16 protein-coding genes and 3 tRNA genes are annotated in these 22,300 nt (G+C 48.3%); 10 read left to right on the top strand and 9 right to left on the bottom strand.

Features of this window, described 5'->3' with window-relative positions; all coding sequences use genetic code 11:
* Nucleotides 1–13: 13 nt before the first annotated feature.
* From ABD836_RS02260 to ABD836_RS02250, 3 genes are all read right to left on the bottom strand, one after another.
* A tRNA-His gene (locus tag ABD836_RS02260) sits at nt 14–89 on the bottom strand.
* Nucleotides 90–127: 38 nt separating this feature from the next.
* Nucleotides 128–204, bottom strand: a tRNA-Arg gene (locus ABD836_RS02255).
* A 29-nt stretch (nt 205–233) separates the two neighbouring features.
* Nucleotides 234–310 (bottom strand) — tRNA-Pro (locus tag ABD836_RS02250).
* A gap of 170 nt (nt 311–480) precedes the next feature.
* Between ABD836_RS02250 and folD the strand changes: the two genes are divergently transcribed.
* The 3 genes from folD to ABD836_RS02235 are packed head-to-tail and all read left to right on the top strand — an operon-like array spanning nt 481 to nt 2,356.
* Nucleotides 481–1,326 carry a bifunctional methylenetetrahydrofolate dehydrogenase/methenyltetrahydrofolate cyclohydrolase FolD gene (folD, locus tag ABD836_RS02245; protein ID WP_344932135.1) on the top strand — a complete coding sequence of 282 codons (846 nt, stop codon included), beginning with the start codon at nt 481–483 and terminating at the stop codon, nt 1,324–1,326.
* Nucleotides 1,327–1,340: 14 nt separating this feature from the next.
* The gene (locus ABD836_RS02240) at nt 1,341–1,991 is read left to right on the top strand and encodes a lysophospholipid acyltransferase family protein (RefSeq protein ID WP_344932134.1); all 651 of its coding nucleotides are present in this window, start codon (nt 1,341–1,343) and stop codon (nt 1,989–1,991) included.
* Entirely contained in the window at nt 1,988–2,356 is a 369-nt protein-coding gene (locus ABD836_RS02235) for a VanZ family protein (RefSeq protein ID WP_344932133.1), read from the top strand. The genes ABD836_RS02240 and ABD836_RS02235 overlap by 4 nt, the downstream gene beginning before the upstream one ends.
* Before the next feature lie 15 nt (nt 2,357–2,371).
* On the opposite strand, the gene cysS is transcribed toward ABD836_RS02235, so the two are convergent.
* Together cysS and ABD836_RS02225 are read right to left on the bottom strand one after the other, a co-directional pair.
* Complete coding sequence (gene cysS, locus ABD836_RS02230) at nt 2,372–3,775, bottom strand: cysteine--tRNA ligase (protein WP_344932132.1); 1,404 nt, start codon at nt 3,773–3,775, stop codon at nt 2,372–2,374.
* 135 nt (nt 3,776–3,910) lie between these two features.
* Nucleotides 3,911–5,587 (bottom strand): glutamine--tRNA ligase/YqeY domain fusion protein, encoded by a 1,677-nt coding sequence (locus ABD836_RS02225; protein ID WP_344932131.1) that lies wholly within the window; start codon nt 5,585–5,587, stop codon nt 3,911–3,913.
* A 152-nt stretch (nt 5,588–5,739) separates the two neighbouring features.
* Here ABD836_RS02225 and ABD836_RS02220 point away from each other — a divergent pair, with 152 nt between their 5' ends.
* From ABD836_RS02220 to ABD836_RS02205, 4 genes are all read left to right on the top strand, one after another.
* Nucleotides 5,740–6,234 carry a peptidylprolyl isomerase gene (locus ABD836_RS02220; RefSeq protein WP_344932130.1) on the top strand — a complete coding sequence of 165 codons (495 nt, stop codon included), beginning with the start codon at nt 5,740–5,742 and terminating at the stop codon, nt 6,232–6,234.
* 7 nt (nt 6,235–6,241) lie between these two features.
* Nucleotides 6,242–6,979 (top strand): UDP-2,3-diacylglucosamine diphosphatase, encoded by a 738-nt coding sequence (locus ABD836_RS02215; RefSeq protein WP_344932129.1) that lies wholly within the window; start codon nt 6,242–6,244, stop codon nt 6,977–6,979.
* Between the two features lie 832 nt (nt 6,980–7,811).
* Complete coding sequence (locus tag ABD836_RS02210) at nt 7,812–9,110, top strand: CmpA/NrtA family ABC transporter substrate-binding protein (protein WP_344932128.1); 1,299 nt, start codon at nt 7,812–7,814, stop codon at nt 9,108–9,110.
* Nucleotides 9,111–9,118: 8 nt separating this feature from the next.
* Nucleotides 9,119–9,688 carry an ANTAR domain-containing response regulator gene (locus tag ABD836_RS02205; RefSeq protein WP_344932127.1) on the top strand — a complete coding sequence of 190 codons (570 nt, stop codon included), beginning with the start codon at nt 9,119–9,121 and terminating at the stop codon, nt 9,686–9,688.
* Nucleotides 9,689–9,722: 34 nt separating this feature from the next.
* On the opposite strand, the gene ABD836_RS02200 is transcribed toward ABD836_RS02205, so the two are convergent.
* Both ABD836_RS02200 and ABD836_RS02195 read right to left on the bottom strand, forming a co-directional pair.
* Complete coding sequence (locus ABD836_RS02200) at nt 9,723–10,331, bottom strand: MiaE family protein (RefSeq protein ID WP_344932126.1); 609 nt, start codon at nt 10,329–10,331, stop codon at nt 9,723–9,725.
* 108 nt (nt 10,332–10,439) lie between these two features.
* A complete protein-coding gene (locus ABD836_RS02195) occupies nt 10,440–10,898 on the bottom strand; it encodes a DUF1289 domain-containing protein (RefSeq protein WP_344933558.1) in 459 nt (152 codons plus the stop codon).
* Between the two features lie 217 nt (nt 10,899–11,115).
* Here ABD836_RS02195 and acnB point away from each other — a divergent pair, with 217 nt between their 5' ends.
* Nucleotides 11,116–13,743 carry a bifunctional aconitate hydratase 2/2-methylisocitrate dehydratase gene (gene acnB / locus ABD836_RS02190; RefSeq protein WP_344932125.1) on the top strand — a complete coding sequence of 876 codons (2,628 nt, stop codon included), beginning with the start codon at nt 11,116–11,118 and terminating at the stop codon, nt 13,741–13,743.
* Nucleotides 13,744–13,928: 185 nt separating this feature from the next.
* Here acnB and ABD836_RS02185 read toward each other — a convergent pair whose 3' ends face one another.
* Nucleotides 13,929–16,451 carry a TonB-dependent receptor gene (locus tag ABD836_RS02185; protein ID WP_344932124.1) on the bottom strand — a complete coding sequence of 841 codons (2,523 nt, stop codon included), beginning with the start codon at nt 16,449–16,451 and terminating at the stop codon, nt 13,929–13,931.
* Nucleotides 16,452–16,846: 395 nt separating this feature from the next.
* On the opposite strand from ABD836_RS02185, the gene ABD836_RS02180 reads away from it, so the two are divergent.
* Together ABD836_RS02180 and ABD836_RS02175 are read left to right on the top strand one after the other, a co-directional pair.
* Nucleotides 16,847–17,992 carry a sensor histidine kinase gene (locus tag ABD836_RS02180; protein ID WP_344932123.1) on the top strand — a complete coding sequence of 382 codons (1,146 nt, stop codon included), beginning with the start codon at nt 16,847–16,849 and terminating at the stop codon, nt 17,990–17,992.
* Nucleotides 17,993–18,094: 102 nt separating this feature from the next.
* Nucleotides 18,095–18,901, top strand: coding sequence for a LytR/AlgR family response regulator transcription factor (locus tag ABD836_RS02175; protein WP_344932121.1), 807 nt, complete (start codon nt 18,095–18,097; stop codon nt 18,899–18,901).
* 235 nt (nt 18,902–19,136) lie between these two features.
* On the opposite strand, the gene ABD836_RS02170 is transcribed toward ABD836_RS02175, so the two are convergent.
* Nucleotides 19,137–21,830 (bottom strand): TonB-dependent receptor, encoded by a 2,694-nt coding sequence (locus tag ABD836_RS02170; RefSeq protein WP_344932120.1) that lies wholly within the window; start codon nt 21,828–21,830, stop codon nt 19,137–19,139.
* Nucleotides 21,831–22,300 lie beyond the last annotated feature (470 nt).

The raw sequence follows: 22,300 nt of genomic DNA, 5'->3' as shown, positions 1-22,300 counted from the left end.
CTAGACAAAATAATGGGGTGGCCGACGGGGCTTGAACCCGCGACAACAGGAATCACAATCCTGGACTCTACCAACTGAGCTACGGCCACCATTGGGGTACTACTAGAGGGTACTACAAACCTGTAAGTGGCGCGCCCGACAGGATTCGAACCTGTGACCGACGGCTTAGAAGGCCGTTGCTCTATCCAGCTGAGCTACGGGCGCAAAAATCGCCTTAACTGAGATACGAAAAATGGTCGGGGTAGAGAGATTCGAACTCCCGACATCCTGCTCCCAAAGCAGGCGCGCTACCAGACTGCGCTATACCCCGTTTTTCGTTTCCCGTATGCCTCGCTACAGGAGGTGGGCATAATACGCAGCAGTCCCGTTTCCGTCAACGCTTTTAGAGAAATTATTTCATTTCATTTGTTGGCCTGCCGTTTCGCGCCATGCGACAATAACACCTTAATTTGAATCACCTTTTTTACGAGACGACTTGACATGGCAGCTCTGATCTTAGATGGCAAAACACTGGCGGCAAGCTGGGAAGAACAACTGGCGGCGCGGGTTACTGCCCTTAAGAATAGCTCTGCGGGCAGAACGCCAATCCTAGCAACGATACTAGTGGGCGACGACCCCGCCTCTGCCACCTATGTAAAGATGAAAGGCAATGCCTGCCGCCGCGTTGGCATGGAGTCGCTTGCGGTCGAAATGCCAGGTTCAACAACCACAGAGCAATTGCTGTCCAAAATCTCCGAACTGAATAGCAACCCCGACATTCATGGCATTCTGCTCCAGCATCCAGTGCCTGAGCAAATTGACGAGCGCGCCTGCTTTGATGCCATCGCCCTGCATAAAGACGTCGACGGCGTCACCTGCCTTGGCTTTGGCCGTATGGCAATGGGCGAAGATGCTTACGGCTGCGCCACCCCAAAAGGCATTATGCGCATCCTTGAACACTACAATATAGATATTGAGGGTAAACATGCCGTGGTCGTCGGACGCAGCGCCATTCTCGGCAAGCCTATGGCAATGATGCTATTAGAGGCCAATGCCACCGTCACCATTTGCCACTCACGCACCCAGAACTTACCCGAGCTTATAAAACAGGCCGATATTCTGGTTGGCGCCGTTGGCAAACCCGAATTCATAAAAGCCGAGTGGATTAAAGATGGCGCCGTTGTAGTTGATGCCGGCTACCACCCCGGTGGCGTTGGCGACATCGAGCTTGTTCCCTTAGTCGACCGCGTTAGCGCTTACACGCCCGTGCCCGGCGGCGTCGGCCCAATGACCATTAACACCCTGATCTTTCAGAGTGTCGATTCCGGCGAAAAAGCCCTAGCCTAAGCCGGACTTGAATCATGGGACGCGTTAAACCCCCCAAAAAGATAGGTACAGCCCAAAAAATAGCCCGCAGAATCTTAAGCGAGATCCTGCAGTTATTTTTCTGGGTAATGAATACCCTGCGCTTTAAGAATCAGCTCGAGATTGAACGGCCCTGTGTAATGGCGGTTTATCACGATGAATTATTGCCGCTGATTCATTATTTCCGCGACAAAGACGTCACTGCCATCGCCTCGCAGAATCACTTCGGTTACTCCATTGCCAAAGTCATGGAGCGCTATGGCTACGAAGTGGCGCTAGGCTCGCGCAGTCGCGGCGGCATGGATGCTTTTTTTCAATTATTAAAAGCGGCGCGCAAAGGCAAAACCATTGCGTTTGCCGTCGATGGATCCCGCGGCCCACGCCATGAAATGAAACAGGGCGCTGTGATGCTGGCACGCAAAACCAAACTTCCCCTTTATTTGATACGTGCGGAATACCGCGGCGTGAGATTAGAAAACACCTGGGATAAAACCAAGCTACCAAAACCATTTACTGACATCAGTTTTAATTATGAACGCTTCCCCATGGAAGACTATGCCGATGAAACGGATATAAACATTGTGGTTGCTGAAGCCCAAAAGCGGCTACTTGCATTACAGGTAGACGATTACGGCAGCACTAAATGAGCTTAAGCCGCCGCTATCGTATTTTATTGTTTTTGGCCTACGCCATCGTCATTACCGTTCTATCACTGCTGCCCGCCGACCAAGGGCCAACATTGAATATATGGGATAAGCTGGAGCACTTTTGCGCCTATTCGCTTTTTATGATGCTGGCCTTCCCTTTATTTCATAACCACCGATGGCGCCTGGCCAGCGGTATTGGCATTATCCTTTACAGCAGCGCTGTGGAATATGCACAGCGGCTCTCACCTGGGCGACACACCTCCATTGAAGATGTGTTTGCCAACAGCCTAGGCGTAATTAGCGGCTATTTGCTCGCATGGATTATGATGTATTTTGTAACGCGCAAACGCCAAGCACAGCCATAGATCTAAACTACCGGCCTAATTCCGCCGCCAGGTAGTGCCTTCTCGACTGTCTTCTAAAATAACACCCTGCGCTTTAAGTGAATCACGAATCTCATCGGCACGTGAAAATTGGCGATCTTTCTTAGCCTGCACGCGCTCCGCAATTAACAGCTCAATACTCGCGGCATCTAATTGATCTGCACTACCAGCTTGTAAAAAATCATCAGCTTCCAGCTGCAAAACACCCAATACCGCGGCGAGTGATTTCAATATCTGCGCAAGTGACGTTATCGCCTCAGCGCTGCCAGCTTCCTTCGCCGTATTCAGTTCACGCACCATGTCGTAGAGTACCGCCACGGCAAGTGGCACATTAAAATCATCTGCCATTGCCGCATCAAAGCGCTGCACAAAATCATTACTCTGAGGCAATTCCGCGTAGGGAATCGGTGTTACCGCGGGCAGGCCTTTAAAGGCGTGATAAAAACGCTCTAGATTCTGCTTGGCTATCTGCAGGTTTTCTTCAGAATAATTAATGGCACTGCGGTAGTGGCTAGAGATTAAAAAATAGCGCACTACTTCAGGATGATATTTATCGAGAATTTCACGGATCGTAAAAAAATTGCCCAGCGATTTAGACATTTTTTCATTATCAACCCGAACCGCACCCGCGTGCATCCAGGTTTGCGCATACTGCTTACCCGTCGCCGCTTCAGACTGAGCAATTTCATTTTCATGATGCGGAAAAACGAGATCGGGACCGCCGCCGTGAATATCAAAAGTGTCACCCAAGCAGCAAGTAGACATCGCGGAACATTCAATATGCCAACCCGGCCGGCCCTCGCCCCACGGTGAAGGCCAACTGGTTGTGCCGTCAGTCACCGCCTTCCACAAAGCAAAATCTCGGGGATCGTCTTTGGCCTCATCAACCGCAATACGCGCACCAGACAAAAGCTCATCCGGATTCTTTCCAGATAATTTACCATAGTCAGCAAAGGCCGTGACGCGATAATAAACATCGCCATTACTTGCCTGATAAGCGTGCCCACTGGCAATTAAACGCGTAACCATGGCAATAATATCGCCAATATGCGCGGTGGCCCGCGGTTCGCTATTCGGCGCAATAATACCAAGACGTCCTGCATCTTCGTTCATTGCCGCAATAAAACGCTCGGTTAAGGCCTCATACGCCTCGCCGTTTTCTGCAGCACGACGCAAAATTTTGTCATCAATGTCGGTGATATTACGCACGTAATTCACATCAAACGTCTTAGCACGCAAGTATCGGGTAATGACATCAAACGCCACCAACACCCGCGCATGCCCCAAATGGCAGTAGTCATATACCGTCATACCGCATACGTACATACTAATTTTGCCATCTTGCAACGGTTTTAAAGGCTGCTTACTGCGGCTTAGGGTGTTGTAGATTTGTATGCTCATAGTTTATCGCTTAATGCTGAACGGGAGACGGGAGAACAAACGCCAAGACCCGTGGTATAAGTTTAGTTTTCCAGATGCGCGCAATACTGCGCGCTAGAGTAATCGTCGGACGTCAGACGCCCGACATTCGCCCCATCACTCCCCCGCTTTACCCCATGTATCCCGCAAGGCAATAGCGCGGTTAAACACGGGTTTTTCACTGCGGTGCTCGTGACGATCTGCAACAAAATAGCCGGTGCGTTCGAACTGAAAGCAAGTTTCAGGAACAGCATCTGCAAGCCCAGGCTCAATCCAACAGTTGTTTAATACGGTGAGCGAGCTCGGGTTCACATGGTCTAAAAACTCTTCACCGCCACGGTCCGGCGCTTCGTGCGTAAACAAACGATCGTATAAGCGCACCACTGCCTGCTTACCGTGGCTGGCCGAAACCCAGTGGATAACCCCTTTTGGCTTTACGCCATCAGCGGGATCTTCCCCCAAGGTGCCATCATCGTAACTGCAATGTACTTCGGTAATATTCCCTTCGGCATCTTTAACAACAGACTCAGCCTGCAACACATAAGCACTGCGCAACCGCACTTTTTTACCTAGAACTAAGCGCTTAAACTTCTTATTGGCTTCTTCACGGAAATCGTCACGCTCGATATACACTTCCCGACTAAACGGCAAGGTGCGCTCACCGAGGTCATCGCGATTTGGGTGACCTGGCGCTAGCAAGCTTTCAATCTTATCTTCAGGATAGTTCGATATCACCAACTTAAGCGGATCCATAACACACATGGCGCGCGGTGCATTCTTGTCGAGGTCGTCGCGAATCGCATGCTCCAGCATAGCCATATCCACCACGCCTTCGCTGCGCGCGACACCAACCATATCGCAGAAATTACGCAGTGCTGCGGCCGTGTAACCCCTGCGACGCATACCCGCAATGGTCGGCATCCGTGGGTCGTCCCAGCCATCAACGACATTTTCATCAACTAGCATCTTCAGCTTACGCTTACTGGTCACTGTGTAATTGATATTTAAGCGCGCAAATTCATACTGTTTGGGCTGAGCCGGAACTGGCAAATTAACCAAAAACCACTCGTACAATGGCCGGTGATCTTCAAACTCTAAGGTACAAATTGAGTGGGTAATACCTTCTAGTGCATCGGACTGACCATGAGTGAAGTCATAGTTTGGATAGATACACCACTTATCACCCGTCTGATGGTGACTGACCTTGCGGATACGATAAATAATCGGATCGCGCAAATTAATATTCGGCGCTGCCATGTCGATTTTTGCGCGTAAGACCCGGCTGCCTTCATCGCATTCGCCGTCACGCATGGCCGTAAACAAGGCCAGGTTTTCTTCCGGACTGCGCTCACGGTAGGGACTATTCCGACCAGGCTCGGTCAATGTGCCACGATATTCACGCGCCTCGTCGGCAGACAAATCACAAACGTAGGCATTGCCAGTGCTTATTAAGTGCAGGGCATATTCAAATAAGGTATCAAAATAATCCGAGGCGTAGCGAATCGGGCCCGACCATTCATATCCCAGCCAGCGAATATCCTCCTGAATTGCATCAATATATGCCTGCTCTTCTTTTGCGGGGTTGGTGTCATCAAAGCGCAAATGGCAGCGACCGCCAAATTGCTCGGCCAAGCCGAAATTTAAACAAATTGATTTAGCGTGGCCAATGTGAAGAAAGCCATTAGGCTCGGGTGGAAACCGTGTTACCAGCTCACCACTTAAACGTCCGCTGGCGATATCCTCTTTAATAATAGTACGCAGAAAATTATTGCCGGTTACTGCTGTGTCAGTCATTGATTCATTCCGTTAATCGTCATTTTTCTGCAAGCGGATGCAAACACCTCGCTGACGGATTTGATGCCCCAAGTGCTAGGCTGGTTTCGCCTCGGGGCCAAAAGCCGTATTATAGCGGCTTTAATTTCCGGTTATAAGCGAGATCAGCGTAAATGATTATCTTCAAAACGAATTTTGGCGACATCAATATTGAATTGGACTTCGAAAAGGCCCCTAAAACCGCCGAGAACTTCAAGCAGTATGTTGTAGATGGTTACTACGATGGCACTATTTTTCATCGTGTTATCGACGGCTTCGTACTGCAGGGCGGCGGTTTTGAGCCAGGTATGAAGCAGAAAACCACTCGCGCTAACATCGAAAACGAAGCAGACAACGGCCTAAAAAATGACGTTGGCACCCTGTCTATGGCTCGCACCTCCGATCCACACTCAGCCAGTTCACAGTTCTTCATCAATGTTAAAGACAACGACTTTCTTAACCACAGCAGCAAAACTATGCAGGGCTGGGGCTACGCGGTTTTTGCCAAAGTTACTGACGGCATGGACGTGGTCAACAAAATCAAAGCGGTGAAAACCACAAGCGTCGCCGGCCACCAAGACGTGCCAGCTGAAGATGTGATCATCGAAAAAGCTGTTTGGGTAGACTGATCTCCCCATGACTAGCCTCTTTATCTCAGATCTCCATCTGGATGAAAAACGCCCGGATATTACCCAGGCGTTTTTTGACTTCTTACACAATCATGCCCGGAATGCGCAATCGCTGTATATCCTTGGCGACTTTTTTGAAGCGTGGATTGGCGACGACGACCAATCACCACTGCTCGACGCAGTGAGCAAGGAATTAAAAGCCCTGACTGACAACGGTGTGACGCTGAATCTCATGCATGGCAATCGCGATTTTTTGATTGGCACGCAATTCTGCGAGTCCGTTGGCGCCCAGCTACTCAACGACCCTACAGTTATTGAATTAAATGGCGAAGCAACCCTCCTCATGCACGGCGACAGCCTGTGTAGCGACGACAAAGAATACATGCAGTTTCGTAAAATGCTACGGTCAGCCCCGTGGCAAAAAGAGGCGCTAGCCAAGCCTCTGGAAGAGCGACGCGCCATTGCTCAGCATTTGCGAATGGCAAGCAGCGAGGCGAATAGCAATAAAGCCGAAGACATCATGGATGTGAATTCAGACGATGTACTTCATGAAATGCAGGCTCACGATTGTTACCGTTTGATCCACGGCCACACGCACCGCCCAATGCGGCACCCACTGAATATTGCAGGGCGCCCGGCGGAGCGAATTGTACTCGGCGACTGGGATCGCGCAATGTGGGTATTAATTGCGAATCAAGACGGCCTAAAACTCGAAGAAATCCCCTTTTCTATCACCGCCGAATAGCGCCAAAAGTTTATCGCACTGCAACACAGCCCACACAGCAGAATCAGCATTAACTGCCACTGCCAGCATGTGGGCTCAATTTAGACCTGCCTCGCCATGCTTTTCAGCGGTCCCACCACGAACACGTCAAGTAATTATGCGCATCGAGCTCCCCCGCGCACTCGCACACCATTTTCGATTAGTTATACTAAAATCCGCAAATTTGGCGCATCTGGCCCAGATCGTGCTTTTAGTTTACAGCAACACCTCTATTCCCGCGGTAATCGGTACTTTTAAAATGTCGAATTGGCAATTGAACATGCCCATAGCAGCAATAAAATCATGCCTTAATGTGGATCAAAAAGAGGCTTGCAAGCTCCCGTCAGCTCGGATGCGCCATGCCCTTTGCAGCCATTCGACTGAGATTCTTGCGATATGAACCCACAACTAAACACTCACACGGCACCAAGATGGAAGCCTAACGTTCGATCAATGGCGATGCCTTTTGGTGCATTATTTGTATTCCGCAGCGCGTATTTGTACGCACCCTTTCACAGCGCTTCAGCAAACTTCATTAAATTTACCAGCAGAATCCAAAAGAATTACGGCCAAAGCACCAAGCTTCTTATTACAGTCAATGTTAGCAACACCGCTGCAGCGAAAGACACTAGTTTCAAGCACTTTGGGAACATAAGTCCCGCGGCATTAGCAGAAAAGGCGAGTCCCGGCCCTTATCGCGCAGCGAGATCCAGCGTCACGGGAAAAAAAGAAATACAAACCGAGTCTTAACTCATTCAATCAAAGCGGGAACACTAACCCGCAGCAGACACAGAACAGACGGCAGGAGCATAATATGGCGGCTACCCATAACCGAAACGGATTCGAACTGGAAAAAACAGATATTACCCTCGGTTTTATTCCACTAACCGATTGTGCACCGCTGGTCATCGCACAAGAAAAGGGTTATTTCACCAGCGAAGGGCTTAACGTTACCCTCTCTAGAGAGGTGTCTTGGGCCGGTATTCGCGACAAGGTAGGCTTGGGCATTCTTGATGGCGCGCAAATGTTAGCCTCGATCCCAGTGGCTTCGCGCTTAGGCGTAGGCGGCCCAAAAATTGATCTAGTCAGCGCGATGGTGCTCGACCTAAATGGCAATGCCATTACATTGAACAACCACCTGTACAACCACCTATATGAGATTGATTCACGCAGTGAATTCAGCCCGCTAATAGCCGCACAAGCATTGCAGTGTTTTATTGAAGAAAATAAACGTAGCAAGCGTCCTAAATTGCGTTTTGGAATAGTTTACCCCTGCTCAACCCAAAGCTACGAATTACGTTACTGGCTGGCAAGCGCCGGCATCGACCCTGACCGCGACATTGAGATCGTCGTTGTACCGCCCCCTAAAATGGTGACCGCCATGACCGATGGTGACATCCATGGTTTCTGCGTTGGCGAACCGTGGAACACCCTGGCAGTTCAGCAACAAATCGGCCACGTGGTGGCCACCAAATACCAGCTATGGAATAACAGTCCGGAAAAAGTATTCGCCGTCAGCGAGGCGTGGTCAAAGGAACACCCAGCCACCCACCAAGCGCTGCTTAGAGCGCTCATTAAAGCCTGTATTTGGTTAGACAAAAATGATAACCGCCGAATCACCGCTAAAATCATTAGCCAAGCGGCGTATATTGCACTGCCCGAAGAAACCGTTGCCTTATCACTCATGGGCTCGTCACTAAAACACTATGGCCTGCCCCCTGAAAAGGTCGAAGACTTCCATGTATTTCACCGCTACTCGGCTAATTTTCCCTGGCTGAATCACGCCGAGTGGTTTATTTCACAAATGTATCGCTGGGGCCAGCTAACAACACCTGTCAATATTGAAGAGACCGTAGCCGCTGTTTACAAACCGGGGCTATTCCGCACTGCGGCGTCAGCCCTTGGCCTCGAAAGCCCCAGTATCGACCGCAAAACTGAGGGTAATTTGCACGAAAAGATGATTTTGACGAAGTCGCAACATATCGGCCCCAATCAATTTTTGGACGGCCAGGTTATTAGCGTTGGCGGCATTATTAAATACCTGGAAAAACAGAACCTTTCCAAGGCCGACATCCCAGCCCTACGGCTAATTAATATTCAAAAAGAGGTTTAAGCCGCTTCATGAAAATGCTACTGATTGATATTGACGACACCCGCGCCAATAAGGTCGAGCCAATCATCGCTTGGGCGGGAATTGAGGTTATTACTGTTAATGATAGCAACGCGGATATTTATCAATTAGTCGGCGAAATGCACCCAGAAATCATATTAGTTGACACTAACTCCCCCAATCGCGACACGCTCGAGCACCTAGCCCAACTGCAGAAAAGTGCGCCTCGCACCGTGATAAAACTAGAGAACAGTCGCTCCGAAGGCATCAACCGCCTTGCCGCTGAAGCAGGTATTAGCTTGTATGCCATCGATGCTGTCCCTACCGCTCTGTTACAAGCCTTAATCGACATTGCAATAAGCTATTTTCATAGCATTGACCAGCTGCGCAATGAAGTCGAGGGTCTCAAGCCCACTACCGACGCACGGCAAGTGCTAAACAAAGCCAAAAGATTCATTATGGACACTTACGGCTTAGCAGAAGACCAAGCCAGCGACTTACTCAGTAAAAATGCAGATCGCCAGCGCCGGCCGGTTACCGAGATAGCTCGCCAATTACTGGATACCGGCTCATTTATTTAAGCGCTACCACAGGGTCAAATTGCGAAGGAGGACGTCAAGCGGCGATAGGCCCGCTATGAAAGCGAAACTCCTGTTCTACGGTCTCAATCAAGAGCTGCTCTTTGGCCTTAAAAAAGGCCACGCGCGGGGCTATTGGCTCCACCGCATAGCGTTCAGCCAATGACAGATAGTCCTTGAAGTGCCGCGCTTCAGACTTCAACAAGGAAGTATAAAAAGCCCCCAACTCCTCATCTAACAAAGGCGCTATACGCGCAAAGCGCTCGCAGGACCGCGCCTCAATCAACGCACCGATAATTAAAATATCGACCAATTTGTGGGGGTCGCTAGTCCGAGCACCAGTGCGTAAACCGTTTGCGTAATTGGCGGACGATAAATGACGATACGCAACCCCGCGCTTTTTCATAATCCCCATAACCTGCTCAAAATGGCGCAGCTCTTCCCGTGCCAATTTAGACATTTTCATCAGTAAATCAGGCTTATCCACGTAGCGAAACATAAGATTAAGCGCGGTACCCGCCGCTTTCTTCTCGCAATTGGCGTGATCAATCAGCATTTCTTCCGGGAAACGCAAGGCGGCATCGACCCAGCCCTGTGGCGTCTCGCAAGGAAGAAAGTCGAGTATTTCACTGATATCAACGGCCATGAGAATGCATATCCAATCTAAAACGGGGCAAGAAAACGGCCGCAGTATAGCAAAATCGCAGCGTATTTCAGACGCAATACAACTGAATAACCACACACGGCAGAAAAATTAAACGTCGCGATGTAAATACCGACCGATATAGCGCTGGTAATACGCCTCTGACAGCAGATAAAACTCCTGATCAATCATCTCACGTAGCGATATTAATGGCTCCGTCCGGTATTCAGCATCAACGCTAAAGCCAAATTGGGCACTATCACTGATCTGCCCAGCCCCCGCTCGCAATAGCTGAAACAACCAAACATAGGGGCTTTTATGCACTGGGTAGCGAATACGCTGAGTCTGCAGCTGCCACTCCAAGAGCTTTACGTCGTGAATGCGGAGTTTATTTTCCATGACTTGAACCAAAAAACCGTCCAGACGCGCATCAATAATCGCCTTTTGGTCGTCGTTGTAGCTATTCCAGTCAATCACCTCGTGACTGTAACGTTTGCAGCCACGGCACACCTCATCACCCAGCGCCGTTGAACAGACACCGATACAAGGAGTTACAACACGCGGACGCACAACAGCCAAACTAGACTCCAAAGAAAGCGGCAAATATAGGGCGTAAAGAGTAAGCCAGCACCGCATAGGCTGGCAAGCGCGGTAATAAGCTTAACCTCCGTGTGGTTTTTCAGTATACTTGCTGCCCCCTATTTCGCATCGATGATGGGCATCGATAGCCCCGGCCCCGGCGATCCCGGCGGATGCGGGTACCGAAACTGAAAAGAGGAGTTACACTGTGCTTGAAGCATATCGGAAACACGTCGACGAACGCGCCGCGCAAGGCATTGTTCCCCAGCCACTCAACGCTGAACAAGTCGCGGGCCTAATCGAGTTGCTCAAAAATCCGCCTGCAGGCGAAGAAGCAACCCTTGTTGACCTGATCTCCAACCGTGTACCACCCGGTGTCGACGAAGCCGCTTATGTTAAAGCCGGCTTCTTGTCAGCTATCGTTAAAGGCGAAGCCAGCAGCCCACTTCTGAGCAAAGAAGAAGCAGTTAAACTGCTGGGCAATATGCACGGCGGCTACAATATTGTGACTCTGGTTGACCTCCTCGACCACGCGGATCTAGCCAAACTCGCCGCAGAAGAGCTTAAGCACACCCTGCTGATGTTTGACGCATTCCACGACGTAGAAGAAAAGTCTAAAGCCGGTAATGCTCTGGCTAAAGAAGTTATTCAAAGCTGGGCCGATGCAGAGTGGTTCACCAACCGCCCTGAAGTTGCCGAAAGCATTGTTAACACAGTATTTAAAGTCACCGGCGAAACCAATACCGATGACCTATCACCTGCGCCAGACGCATGGTCACGCCCAGACATCCCGCTGCACGCATTAGCGATGTTTAAAATGGAACGCGACGGTATTAAGCCCGACGTACAAGGCAGTGTTGGCCCACTTAAATTGATCGACACCCTGAAAGAAAAAGGCCACCCCATTGCCTTCGTTGGCGATGTTGTTGGTACTGGCTCTTCGCGCAAATCTGCGACCAACTCAGTACTTTGGTTCTTTGGCGACGATATGCCTGGCGTGCCTAATAAGCGCTCTGGCGGCATTTGTATCGGTAGTAAAGTAGCTCCCATCTTCTACAACACCATGGAAGATGCTGGCGCTCTCGTATTTGAAGCCCCAGTTGACGAATTGAGCATGGGCGACGTGATTGAAATCCGCCCCTACGACGGCGTGATTAAAAATGTTGAAACTGGCGCTACCCTGAGCACCTTTGAACTGAAGTCACCCGTACTGCTTGACGAAGTTCGCGCTGGCGGCCGTATCAACCTGATCATTGGTCGTGGCCTAACCGCGAAAGCCCGTGAATCTTTGGGTCTGCCCACGTCTACCCTATTCCGTTTGCCCGAGCAGCCCGCCGATACTGGCAAAGGCTACACCTTGGCGCAAAAAATGGTTGGTCGCGCCTGTGGTCTGCCCGAAGGTACCGGTATTCGTCCAGGAACTTACTGTGAACCTAAAATGACCACCGTTGGTTCACAGGACACCACTGGCCCAATGACCCGCGACGAGTTGAAAGACTTGGCCTGCCTCGGCTTCTCTGCCGACCTGACCATGCAGTCGTTCTGTCACACTGCGGCTTACCCCAAGCCAATCGACATCGACACCCAGCACAACCTGCCAGACTTCATCATGACCCGTGGCGGTGTTTCACTGCGTCCCGGCGACGGTATCATCCATAGCTGGTTGAACCGCATGTTACTGCCTGACACGGTCGGCACCGGTGGTGACTCACACACGCGCTTCCCAATGGGTATCTCATTCCCTGCGGGTTCTGGTTTGGTTGCTTTCGCTGCGGCCACCGGCGTTATGCCACTGGATATGCCTGAATCTGTATTGGTTCGCTTTAAAGGCAAAATGCAGCCTGGTATTACCCTACGCGACTTGGTTCATGCCATTCCTTACCAAGCGATTAAAGAAGGTCACTTGACCGTTGAGAAAAAGGGCAAGAAGAACATCTTCTCTGGCCGTATTCTTGAAATCGAAGGCTTGGCTGGTCTGACTGTTGAGCAGGCATTTGAATTGTCTGACGCCTCTGCAGAGCGCTCAGCTGCTGGCTGTACCATCAAACAAGGCATTCCAGAGATCTCTGAATACCTGCGCTCTAACATCACCCTGCTGCGCTGGATGGTAAGCGAAGGCTACGGCGACCCACGTACCCTAGAGCGCCGCGCGGCCAATATGGAAGCATGGTTGGCTAACCCAAGTCTGCTCGAAGGCGATGCCGACGCCGAATACGCTGCGGTTATCGAAATCGACCTAGACCAACTGAAAGAGCCTGTAGTTTGCTGCCCTAACGACCCAGACGACGCTAAGTTGCTGTCTGAAGTTGCTGGCGACAAAGTAGACGAAGTCTTCATCGGTAGCTGCATGACCAACATCGGTCACTTCCGCGCCGCGGGTAAACTGCTCGACGCCAACAAAGGCACGCTGAATACCCGCCTGTGGATCTCGCCACCGACGAAGATGGATCAGCACACCCTGATGGAAGAAGGCTACTACAACATCTTCGGCGCTTCTGGTGCACGCACCGAAATGCCAGGCTGTTCACTGTGCATGGGTAACCAAGCGCGTGTCGCCGACGGCGCCACTGTGTTGTCTACCTCTACCCGCAACTTCCCTAACCGTCTTGGTAATGGCGCCAATGTCTACCTGACCTCTGCTGAACTAGCATCGGTTGGTGCGATCTTGGGCCGCCTGCCTACGCCGGCTGAGTATATGGAATACTGTAAAGATCTGGATGCCATGTCTGGCGAGATTTATCGCTACATGAACTTCGACCAGATCGCGTCGTTCCAGGCCGGCGCAGAAGAAGGTAAGCGCATTGCATCAGTAGAAATTACTGAAGTAAGCATGTAAGAACAATGTAAGTCTTAGACTTACATTGTTGAGGAAGCCGCCTTCGGGCGGCTTTTTTGTATCTGTAATGCGCTCAAAATTGCATCGTGTTAGTGAAACTTGCCGCTGCCCCACAGTAACTATTTCACATGGTAATCGCACCAAAAACCAAAATTTACTAAAGTAGCAAGCCGCTAATACAAGGATTAAAAAATATAACTCGCACTTCCACCAAGATAACGCTGATAGTCGCGTGAATAGCCATAAGCTACGCGTGCGCCATCGGAAGAAACACCTTTATATGTTGTAAAGCGTTCATCTAGTAAATTCTTTAAAAACAAATTAAACCGCAGTTTGGCATTGCCCAACCCAAGATAGAGATCCCACACGCTAAAGGCGGGATTTGGTGCAGTATTTAGTGCGAGCAATGACGTATTTGGCGTTTTTTCACTTTCATAACGCCATACGCTACGCACGTCTGCATTCCAACCAGAACACCCCAACTCCTTCTTGTAATTAATTGTCATCTGCAGCTGCTCTTCAGAATTATTCGCTAATGGCAGACCGGTCTGATCAAACACATGTTTGCCATTTTCCACACTACAGCGGTTCTGCAAATCACCAGCGGGGCAAGCCAGCCCGACACCTACAAATGATTCATATGCTGCGTCAAATTGGGCGTAACTACCAATCAACTTCACGCGATCGGTAAATTTATAAACCATATCAGCCTCAACTCCTCTCGAGCGTACTTCCTCAGCATTGGTGTAGCCGCCGAAAGCCGCATTCGAGTCACCGGCAAGTAATTGCGCTTGAACCTGATAGTCTTCAATTGCCATATCGAAATAGGTAATATCAAAGAGAACACGATCAGCAAACAAAGCCGTTTTCAATCCCATTTCAAAGTTAGTCGATATTTCAGGTCGCGTCGGAAAAGCCACTACTTCGTCCACATTCGTATTACTCGTTACATGAAACGATGGGCCTTTATAACCAGTGGAATAATTAACATAAGCTCGAACACCATCGCTAAAGTGATACCCTAAAACAGACTTGTAAACGAAACTGCTATTAGCGTCGGAAAATTCAGCGCTAAGTAAATCTCTACGTATTAGTGACCAATCTTCGCTTGCCATATCACTTACCTCCGCGAAACTTTCTAAGCCAGTTCCGTCTTCAGGAGGACGCAGCCACAGCGATGCAAAACTCGCGGCCCCTTTCTCGTATAGCGCGCGCAATCCGAATGTCGCACTTAACCGCGGCGTAACTTGGTAGCCAAATTGCCCGTAGATCGCTGTATTCATAAAATCAGACGTGAAATATGCGGAAGATAAATTACGGTCGGCACGGAGCAGACTGCGATCCTCGCGCCCATTCAATTCATAATCATCAATAAACGCCAATGCAGAATCACGCGTTACACAGCCAACTAATTGACCGTCCTCTATCACCCCGTGAGCTGAAGCGCCCGCACCGCTCACGCAGGCATCAGTAATTTCAGAGCGGCTGCCAGACATGCCATGAAAAAAGACCCCGACAACCCAGCTCAGGACTTTATCACCTATCGAACTTAAACTGAGTTCCTGCTGTATGACAGCAACCCCTTCAGCACCAGCCCTCGACTCCCTCTCTAGCGGGAATTTAAAAGGGGATGACGCAAGATTACTGTGCACTTCATAATCACGATAACTTGCTAAATAGTTTAGTGGTATTCCATTGCCAAAGGTGTAATTTAACTCTGCCGAAAAGCCAGTATTTTCAAAATATTGGTAGCTTGCCGCTGTATTTTTAGATGTCACCAAATAACCATAATCTTGAAAACTTGGCTCCGGATCAATCTTATTATAAGACGACGCAGAAACTACGCCGTCGTCAATACGAACGACGGGATTCGGCCCAAAATCGAAATCAACCTCGTCAACAACAGATCCGCAGCAATTGCTCGCGCCCTCAGAATAGTCCATACGGAACAGAAAGCTATAATTCTCATCGCTATCAAACAGCAGTTGCCAACGCAGCCCTTGCGCCGATTCGGCACCCACATCCTCGCCACCAGGAAATACATTTCGAATCCACCCCTCGACATCGCGACGCTGAGCATTTAGGTGCGCAGCCCACCGTTCGCCAAGAGGCATAGCAACTGCAAGCTTTGTTTCAAAATCGTTGTACTGGCTGGTTTGCACAGAAACCCTTGCTAGAAACTCCCCAATTTCAGGACGCCTAGTCTCATACTGAATAACCCCTGCTGAGGCATTTTGACCAAACGAAGTACCCTGAGGGCCACGCCAAGCTTCCACGCGAACAACGTCGGCAATCGACAAGTTTTTCATGGACTGCCGCGGTAATACCTCACCATCAACGACAATCAAGTTTGAAGAACGCAAGCCGATCGCGTTTGCAAACTGACTAAGCCCACGGGTTCTGAGCGAGGTGGGGCGAATCTCATTGTCATTGCCAACACCAAATACCGGTAGATATTTATTATTAAAATCTGCGTCATGAGTCGGCTCGACAAGCTCTTGACTAATGCGAGTAGAATCAATCGAAATCAGCTCGGAAGCTGAAGCTGGCTTACGCTTTTTCGAAAATAACGCAATCTCGTCAGCCCCCTTTTTCTTCTGGAGCTTTTTATGTACCGAGATCGTTGCAGCAGTCACAGCGGGTGTAGTAAAAATAATTAACAGACACAAAAAAGCGATTGAACGGATTATAATTTGAAGGAGATTCATCCAAGCCTCTTCGATCGAATCATAGCAACGAAAACTGCTTACCAAATTAAACGATTTTTTACGTCGTCTCGGAGCGTATGTAAAACATTTAAACAGCCAAACGAGCCCACATCCAGCACAGCCAACAGCGATAAATTTAACCTATGGTAACCGTCATCGCAATAAATTTAACAATCAAATAGATCGCTCGCATATTACCGCACCAGCGTAACTCGGTTTTTAGCTCTCGATATTTGCACAGAACAAGCAGAACTCATGCCTGAGCTTAGCAAATGCGGCCAAAGGGACGAATTTCACGACAGTACGCCCCCAACGAGCTAAACGGTACTACGCAAAGAAACCAAGATCACATACAATTACAGTTTATGCGCGGCTCATTACAACGGGGTACCCGAATGAACCCGATTGCAAAAGCATTTTACAGCAGTCCTAACGCGATGTTTTACCTATTCCAGCTAATATTCTGGTTAGGGCTAATGCTATTTACCTTCTTTTCCTTGACGCTGTGGTATAACACCGCAGAGCACACCTACATCCTCCACACCAGCGTGCAAGCTGCACTAGGAGTGATAATCTCATTTCCGTTACGCAATCTTTATACTTTTATTTGGGCAAGGAGCTTTCCCTTACGCACTATTGTGACCGTGCTCGCAGTAGTGTTCACCTCTGCCGCATGGACCGGAATGCGCATGATCACATTCGTTTGGATCGTCCATGAAGAGAAGAACGTATGGCTGGATTTTGGAGGATGGTATTTCGGGAGTTTTTTCATATTCTTTTGCTGGACAGCAATGTATTACTGCGCCAAATATTACAACTTAATGCAGCTTGAACACAGAAAAGTCCTGCAACGTGAAGCAGAGATTCAATCAGAACAAAACAAACGATTACACGCAGAAGCTGCCGCCAGAGAAGCCCAGCTGGCAATGCTTCGCTACCAACTCAACCCACACTTCCTATTTAACACACTCAATGCAATATATGCGCTGATCCGCACCAGCGACAACGCTACCGCGCAACTTATGATACAAAAGCTGAGTAAGTTTTTACGTTACTCCTTAGACAATGACCCCAGCCACCTTGTCAATCTTGAAAAAGAGCTCGACGCCGTAATGCTGTATCTGGATATCGAAAAAGCGCGCTTCGGAGACCGCCTAAATCTTATAATCGATGTCTCCACTGCGGCCCGTAAAGCTCAAATCCCGAGCTTCCTTCTTCAGCCCTTGGTAGAAAATGCAATTAAGTACGCCATTTCCATGAACGAACTCGGTGGAACCATTGGCATTGAGGCACAAATTGAGGCGGACTTACTTATTCTCGAGGTCTGGGATGACGGTCCAGGCCTAAAAGACCACATGCGTAAGCAACCACAAGGTCGTGGCATCGGCCTACGTAACACCTTGGAGCGACTACAACTTTTACACGGTGACCGCCAAACAGTAGACCTACTCGAGTCAGACTCCTCTGGTTTGAGAATAAAGATGCGCCTTCCATTTAAGGCCGAGCGAGCGCTTCCCGACCGCTACTTGCCGGCAAATTAATCTATCTACTTACCTCGAGTTCAGAATCCTATTAGCATCCATTTTGATATTAGAAAAAAGCGTCGCCAACAATAAGAATCATATTTTAATAATGGTAAAAAAATGACAAATCTACGCGTTTTACTTGTCGACGATGAGCCACTCGCCCGAAAATTATTACGCACCTGTCTAGGCAGCATACCCAACATTGAAATACTTGGGGAATGTGGCAACGGCCGCGATGCCGTGCGCGCGGTTATGGAGCTTGACCCAGACCTCATTTTCCTAGACATCCAAATGCCCGGAATGAACGGGTTTGATGTTATAAAGGCGCTACAGTCAGATGCAATGCCGATGGTTATATTCTCAACTGCTTATGAACAGTATGCTTTACATGCATTTGACGTACACGCAGTAGACTACTTACTGAAGCCACTAGACGAAGAGCGCTTGCTTCTAGCGGTTGATCGCGCTCGAGCGCGCCTAGCGACACAAGCTCAGGAGTCCAAGCAACCCCTGCTAAGCGCCATTGAAGAGATCGCGGAAAAAATCCACGCGAGAGAGGTTACCGAAGGCACACTAAGCACAACATCTGATATTAAAAAATTAGCTATTAAAGATTCAGACACCATAATGATGGTGCAAGAGAAGGATATCGACTGGGTAGATGCCGCAGGTGATTACATGTGTATTCATGTTAATGGCACAACCCACATCATGCGCTGTACGCTAAAGGTATTACTAGCAAAACTTGATAGCACAATATTCAAACAAATTCATCGATCCACTATTGTGAATCTTGAAAAAATAGAACAAGTTAAGTCCCATACTAAAGGTGAGTACTTCCTTTACTTAGATTGCGGAGAACAGCTAAAGGTAAGTCGTAATTTTCGAGACGAAATAAAATCATTTATTGCAAATACTAACTAGCGACACACTCAATAAAAAGCACAGAAAGTATAATAAAATATATTACAAAACTTATATTATATATATTGTTTAGATTCAATAATGCAATTTCAAAAACGTATATTTAATTAAAAGTGCTAAAGATAAATTTATTTAACCTCACAAAATAAATAATATATCATTTTTCCTTTTACAAAAAAAAGGCTGACAAATTATAAATTTCTCAGCCAAAACCCACGAGACTCAGGGAATATATTTAGAAACTATAATTAAGGCGAACACCGTAATTTGCAGGCATTGACCGAGACCCGCGAACCACGCCGTCACTGCCGCCAGCCCAATAAGGGATTGATTCATCTGTAACGTTATAGCCAAACGCCTCCAGATTCCAGCTCTCGTCCGCACTCAAATATTTCACTGACACATTCACAACATGAAATGCAGCCCGCGTATCATCATACGCCCCAGTACTTCCAACTGGGAATTCATGTTTATCAACGTTCCAGTATGTCAAATATGACTCGTCTTCCCAGTGAATCCCTATGAATGGAATGACTTTAGCACCATTTTTAATGTTAAAGGTGTGATCGTAATTCACTGTGACCGAAAATTCAGGTGCTGCAGCTAACTCGTTCCCTTTCAGATTTCTGTACAAATCAGGATTTTCATTATCATGCGCTGGGCCATAATCCATCTCAAAGAGATCCGATGCAGCATAATCAAATCGGGTTACAAAATCAGAAGTAATTTCGGTTTTTAGCCACGTAGCAAAACCACTGACATGACCATTGCGATAAGGGGCCCAGTCAAACTCAAACTCGACACCTTTTATCTCAGACTTTGCGGCATTTTTAGTTCGATAGACTACAAATCCGTTTGTTTCCACCTCCCCATAGTGCTCTTCGTTCGGGTTCATCTGTACCGCATAAACGTTATAAACCGATTCTGGCGCCGCTAACTGCATATCTTTATATGAAGACAAGAAGAATGTGCCTGATAGATTCAATTTTCCATCATAAAAATCGCCCTTCGCGCCAATTTCAAACGTTACTACTTCCTCGGGATCATAATCCGACGCATGCGTTGTCTTAACGATCCGGTTGCCATCCGCATCTAGCGGGTACTCTGCCGTGGTAGGATCTTGCTCATACTCCACTACCACATCGCCAATACCACCAGACTTAAAGCCATTGGCTAGGTAGCTATACAGCATTACTTCGTCACTTAGATCGTAGTCAAACCCAAATCGATAGGTAGCGGACGCCCAGCTACCTTTTGTGTCATTATTGGTCGTATCTGTATAAATAGAGGGGTCATCAAAATGATCCGCTGAGTAAGAATTAAAGTATCCATTCGGGTCATCTTCATAGCCCGGCGCGTCAGAAACCCAAGCTGGGTAACATCCCGGATAGCCTTCGTCGTCAGGCCCAAGCGAATAGTCTCGCAAGCAACTTTTATTATGCCCACCCTTATCTTGTTTTGTGTCCTTACTCCAACGATACCCCAACGTTAAATGCAGTTTTTCACTCAGGTCATAAGTCCCTTGACCGAAATATGCAATTGATTCAAGCGTGCGATCAGGCTGGTCCCAAAAGGTGGAGTCATTCATCGCGGCATTAAAGTACCCTTCCATTCCATTTTGTTCTTTAAAATAGAATATCCCCGCAATCCATTGTAGCGGTCCATCAGTCATCGATTGCAACTGGAATTCATGGGATTGCGACACATAATCAGTATCAATAAAATTCAGTGCCATATCCCAATCGGTAACGCCGGCATCAATATCCATCAAAGCCGATCGCTGCTGGCTCGCATATCCGGCGTTATAAATAAAAGACAGCGTATCGCTAAAGTCCCAGCGGAGATTAGAACGGACGCTATCGATAGACAAATCTAATTTTCCAGGTGTATTTACCGCGACTGTATATTCATCTGCTCCCGGACCATAAATATATTCGCAACCAAGTAGGCCAGGAACCATATCGCCATCGGCATTTTCTGATAGCCGTTGATCCGCCTTATCACAGTCAATGGTGTTTATGCCACCCGCACTGCTGTCTTGGTATTTTTCATAAGTAAGCATCCATGACAACGTATCACTAGGCTCCCATAAACCCGACAATCTGTAGGCATATTGGTCTGAATTGTTATAAAACGTTTCAGGATCAGCGGCGACTAACTCGCGCGGGGCCGTCCACGAGTTCGCGCGTTGGGTTAAGGTCTGTGGTTCGCCGGTGAGAAGCGGCGCATTTTGCGCTTCTGCAGGAAGCCGGCGGCGATCCCACTGATTTGCGTCATAATATCCATTCAGGTAGGAATCACGGGTCTCTTTCATTGCAGACGCCCGCAGTGCAAACGTGTCAGAGACTGGAATATTAATCATTCCTTTAATTTGCCGTTGATTCCAGCGACCAATTTCGATACCGAGCGAACCCTCCAGTTCATCTATAACCGGGCGTTTTGAAATTACATTAATCGTGCCAACCGTTGAATTTCGGCCGAACAGAGTACCTTGCGGGCCGCGCAAGGCTTCGACACGTTCAACGTCGAACATTAACGCCATCGCGCCTTGTGGACGTGGAGAGTAGACCCCATCCATGTGTAGACCGACTGATGGGTCCCCTAGCTCAGATGTATTTGTAGATCGAACGCCGCGCATTGCGATAACAGGCGAGCTCTGATCCTGGTCATATGCGATATCTAAGTTTGGTACTAAATTGGCTATATCTTTAACATTGGTAATACCCTGCCGATCGAGCTCACTCTGACTGAAGGCTGATATCGCTACAGGGGTTTCCATCAAGTTTGTTTCGCGTTTGGTCGCGGTGACAATAATTTCTTCAAGCGCCCATGTTGATTTTTCGTCGGTAGTGTCTTGAGCAAATACAGGCATCGCCAATGCCGTACTTGCTAAACTCACCGCTAAAGCGAGTGGTTTATGCATTATCATTTACTATCTCCAGATTTTGGATCATTGCGAAAACTTTTTCCAATTGCGGAAACTGTCTTCCTTTTTTATTTTCTAGCTCGAAAAGACCATTGCAGAATTTTAAAATAGTTATCGCAATAGACTTCGAGCATACAATCTCAAAAACGGCGAAAGCAAAATAGGATTATGCGGCAAAGCGGATCAACATTGAGATGAACAGGACAAACGCTATACGTATTTAACGAAATTAGTATATATCAACATGCATAGTGGACTCCCATATACGAGAAAAACTTAGATTTAATCGCCGGCGTTTGAATAAATGCACTACTCCGCACCTTGACATAACCAAAGCCGAAATCCAATTATCGGCAGATTCACCGCGTCTATCACACCAAGGAACGGTGGAAAATAAGCCAGCTCTTGCACAAAGACTCCCATTATAAAATTACCGCAACTTTGCGCTTGCATCGATGCGACTAGATGAGAAG

It is taken from the genome of Zhongshania borealis (assembly GCF_039539625.1).
GTDB classification, from domain to species: domain Bacteria; phylum Pseudomonadota; class Gammaproteobacteria; order Pseudomonadales; family Spongiibacteraceae; genus Spongiibacter; species Spongiibacter borealis.
Note: the sequence above shows the minus strand (reverse complement) of the source record. Positions and strands in the feature narration are given on the sequence as shown.

Bases quoted from the DNA above. Each gene is read 5' to 3' on its own strand.
- ABD836_RS02200 (WP_344932126.1), bottom strand. From the start codon at position 10,331: ATGGCCGTTGATATCAGTGAAATACTCGACTTTCTTCCTTGCGAGACG.
- ABD836_RS02205 (WP_344932127.1), top strand. From the start codon at position 9,119: ATGAAAATGCTACTGATTGATATTGACGACACCCGCGCCAATAAGGTC.
- ABD836_RS02220 (WP_344932130.1), top strand. From the start codon at position 5,740: ATGATTATCTTCAAAACGAATTTTGGCGACATCAATATTGAATTGGAC.
- ABD836_RS02175 (WP_344932121.1), top strand. From the start codon at position 18,095: ATGACAAATCTACGCGTTTTACTTGTCGACGATGAGCCACTCGCCCGA.
- ABD836_RS02235 (WP_344932133.1), top strand. From the start codon at position 1,988: ATGAGCTTAAGCCGCCGCTATCGTATTTTATTGTTTTTGGCCTACGCC.
- ABD836_RS02170 (WP_344932120.1), bottom strand. From the start codon at position 21,830: ATGATAATGCATAAACCACTCGCTTTAGCGGTGAGTTTAGCAAGTACG.
- ABD836_RS02225 (WP_344932131.1), bottom strand. From the start codon at position 5,587: ATGACTGACACAGCAGTAACCGGCAATAATTTTCTGCGTACTATTATT.
- ABD836_RS02210 (WP_344932128.1), top strand. From the start codon at position 7,812: ATGGCGGCTACCCATAACCGAAACGGATTCGAACTGGAAAAAACAGAT.
- cysS (WP_344932132.1), bottom strand. From the start codon at position 3,775: ATGAGCATACAAATCTACAACACCCTAAGCCGCAGTAAGCAGCCTTTA.
- ABD836_RS02180 (WP_344932123.1), top strand. From the start codon at position 16,847: ATGAACCCGATTGCAAAAGCATTTTACAGCAGTCCTAACGCGATGTTT.
- folD (WP_344932135.1), top strand. From the start codon at position 481: ATGGCAGCTCTGATCTTAGATGGCAAAACACTGGCGGCAAGCTGGGAA.
- ABD836_RS02185 (WP_344932124.1), bottom strand. From the start codon at position 16,451: ATGAATCTCCTTCAAATTATAATCCGTTCAATCGCTTTTTTGTGTCTG.
- ABD836_RS02215 (WP_344932129.1), top strand. From the start codon at position 6,242: ATGACTAGCCTCTTTATCTCAGATCTCCATCTGGATGAAAAACGCCCG.
- ABD836_RS02240 (WP_344932134.1), top strand. From the start codon at position 1,341: ATGGGACGCGTTAAACCCCCCAAAAAGATAGGTACAGCCCAAAAAATA.